Genomic DNA, 2,817 nt, shown 5'->3' with positions numbered 1-2,817 from the left:
GGAACTCGAGTGGGTAGGGCTTGGGCATGGTGACATCCTTCCAGCGGAGACGAATCTCCACAGGTCAGGAGTCAACCAAACCGGGGGCAGTCCCAACTGATCTGGGTGATGAGCGAGGGGAACAATGTGTTCTCGCCGGGCTTGTTCCAGATCATCACGGCGGTTTCGAGTTCGAAGGCGGCTTCATCGGTGCCGGCGCCTTCTCCTCCATGACTTCCTTCACGCATATACCGACCTGCTAGAGGGTCGGGGTTGCTGCGGGAGCCGAGTTTGCTTGCGCTATTTCGCCGTCCGCGGATCGGGGTCTTTGTGGCGTCGATGGCAATGTTGCCGCGGTAGCGCTGCCGCACGTCCTCTGGCAAATGACGATACGAAGCCTCGACGAGGAGTCGACAAAAAGTATCAAGCCGGTTCTGGTTGCGCTTGGACAGGGCTTGAGCCGCAGGCTCGGCCATCGTGGTGAGAAGTTTCTCGTATTGCTTCGCGTCGAGGCTTTTGTTCAGTGTGGTGGGGCGCGGATTCATCAGTTCGATCAACCGATAGGTGGCGTCTGACACTCGTTTGTACCAGTGCAGAGTGTCACCTGACGTGACGCCGATTCCGAGTGCGGCAAAGTGTTTCGGCGTAAATCGGTGCGCGAGTGTGCGGGCCAACTCCTTGTAGGTCACCCCTAGACCCATTTGGGTATTCAGGAGGTAGAGGACGACGAGCGCGCGGAGGGGAATGAGAGCCTTCTTGCCAGCATTGCTCTTTCGTCCTTCGGAGTCCCACTCGATCAACTTCTCGATGATTCCCGAGTTGTCGGTGATCCGGATAGCGGCGCTGAGGTAGGCCGTCGGAACGCGGCTGGCGGCGATGCCAGCGTCATACTCGTCATAGCCGACCCCGAAGGTGTCCATCATGCGCTTGTCGAGGTGGGCGAGCGCGGCGGGATCCGTGAGCCGCTTCATGGTCGTCATGCGCGGCCACTTCCGCGAAGCTGTCCGCGAGCGTCCTGGGTGCTCGGGGTGGTCAGGTAGCGGAGGTAGTGGTGCAGGTTGTTGAACTGCTTGAAGCCGGACGCTGCGAAGATCACCGTGATGTGCACACGCTCATCCAGGAGTCGCGCGAGCCATGAGCCGCGAAGCCGAGAGGAAGTCGGTGGGGTGCCGTCACAGTGTTCGGTGAAGTCAGTCACCAAGTTCTTGTTCTTTAGTGCAGTCCTCTCCGGCCCCCACACCGGTTTGCCTGGCTCGCTGCCGGCGATGGCCTCGAGGAACATCTCTTCCCACTCGGCCAGAAGAGTGACTTCTCGTGGCTTCCGTGCCCGGACCCAGATCGTCACCCCAGATGCGGTCGCAGTGACGTCTTCAGCCTGCAGTGCACCCAACTCGGCTGGCCACAGGCCTGCCCCTGCCGAACCTGCAAGGAGTAGCTTCGCCTTCTGGGTGAGGGACGCTGTGTGTTGCCCGTACGCCCAGGCGCGGAATCCTTCGACCTCGGCTCTTGTGTAGGGATCCTTGATGTTGCGACGGGCGATGGGCTGCATCGGAGCCGGGTTCTCTGACGGCGCGACGTGGTCCGCAAGCTTCAGCAGAATTGACCGGTAGCTCGCGACAGATCCGTCAGCGACATCTGAGCGATGCTGGCAATACCCGTCGATGACTCTCCGTGTGAAGACCGCACTCGCCTCTTGCGGAAGGCCCTGAACGTTCACGGCCCACTGCACGAACGGCGCAGCGATCACTACGGCTCGATCCACATCGAGCGAGGTGCGTTCGGCTGTCGCGGCGGCAGCGTCCAGCACGAATTCGCGGATCGCCGCCCAATCCCGATCAGGGATCTTCGGCGAATACCGCTTCAATCGAACGACCACCTCCTTCGGCAGCCTGCGAGTGTGACGTCCATCGAGTATTGCAGCGGCGAGGGCAGCAACGGAAGGGGCGTCGGCCGGCTTCTGAGCGGAGGTGGGGCGGATGGAGGAGGGCGATGCTTTTTTTGTGGTCATGCTTGCTACCTGTGCAAGCACCTCCCGGAGCCTGTCCACTTCGCATAAACAGTGTAGGCCGTTAACACCCTCAGAATTATTCTGTGCCCTTATATTGTGCATGTATGCGTAATATGTAGTAAAAAAGTGACACTTAAGGGGGAGCGATGGATCATGATGTAAGGGCGTTCAAGTTCAAACCGCGTGATGTGGTGCGCGTTCCGAAACAGTTCGGTAAGTCGAGCCTCGCCGTGCAGGCAGCAGACGGTATCGAGTCGGAGGATCCAAGGTTTCTCGCCGCTCAACTGCAGCACCAGGTTGCCAACTCTGCAAGAGAATCGATCATGGCTGAAGGCCATACGCTGCGCAGCTACGTGACCAATTTGAAGGATGTCCCCGGAATGACCTATGAGCGCCTCGTCCGAATTCAACGCGGTGAAACGCTGATGCAGTTCGCAGACTTGATGGCGTGGGCGGCGCGTTTCGAGCAAGTCCGTGATCTGTTAGTCAGCTCGACGTCATGGCCAAATCCGACTCACTTGAAGGTTGGCGGCGTGGTTGATCCTGCGGACGGAGCGTGGACCGCTTTAGATTAATGTCACGAAGCCAGAGGCCTTGGTCGACCGTAGCTGCATGGCTCGTGCGGGGCTTCCCAAGCTGGTGAATCGGCCTGACTTTCGTTCCGTTCTTCTAGTAAGGATGGAACACGATGAACAGAAGATATTCCCCGGAGATGCGTGAGCGGGCGCTCAGGATGCTCGCGGAGTCCCGGCCCGACCACCCGACGACGATGAGCGCGATCCGTCACGTTGCCGGGATGCTGGGAATGAGTCCGGAAACGCTGCGGCTAT

General features: G+C 59.7%; 3 protein-coding genes. 1 reads left to right on the top strand and 2 read right to left on the bottom strand.

Going from position 1 to position 2,817, the window contains the following annotated elements:
- Positions 1–71: 71 nt before the first annotated feature.
- Together ABIB54_RS17765 and ABIB54_RS17760 are read right to left on the bottom strand one after the other, a co-directional pair.
- Positions 72–959, bottom strand: a complete 888-nt coding sequence (locus ABIB54_RS17765) for a hypothetical protein (protein ID WP_354576862.1) — start codon at positions 957–959, stop codon at positions 72–74.
- Positions 956–1,987 carry a hypothetical protein gene (locus tag ABIB54_RS17760; RefSeq protein WP_354576861.1) on the bottom strand — a complete coding sequence of 344 codons (1,032 nt, stop codon included), beginning with the start codon at positions 1,985–1,987 and terminating at the stop codon, positions 956–958. Before ABIB54_RS17760 ends, ABIB54_RS17765 begins: the two co-directional genes overlap by 4 nt.
- Before the next feature lie 146 nt (positions 1,988–2,133).
- Between ABIB54_RS17760 and ABIB54_RS17755 the strand changes: the two genes are divergently transcribed.
- The gene (locus ABIB54_RS17755) at positions 2,134–2,562 is read left to right on the top strand and encodes a hypothetical protein (protein WP_354576860.1); all 429 of its coding nucleotides are present in this window, start codon (positions 2,134–2,136) and stop codon (positions 2,560–2,562) included.
- Positions 2,563–2,817: the final 255 nt, after the last annotated feature.

Origin of the sequence: Frigoribacterium sp. UYMn621, from assembly GCF_040549525.1 — a bacterium.
GTDB lineage: Bacteria > Actinomycetota > Actinomycetes > Actinomycetales > Microbacteriaceae > Lacisediminihabitans.
This window is presented reverse-complemented; position numbering and strand designations above follow the sequence as displayed.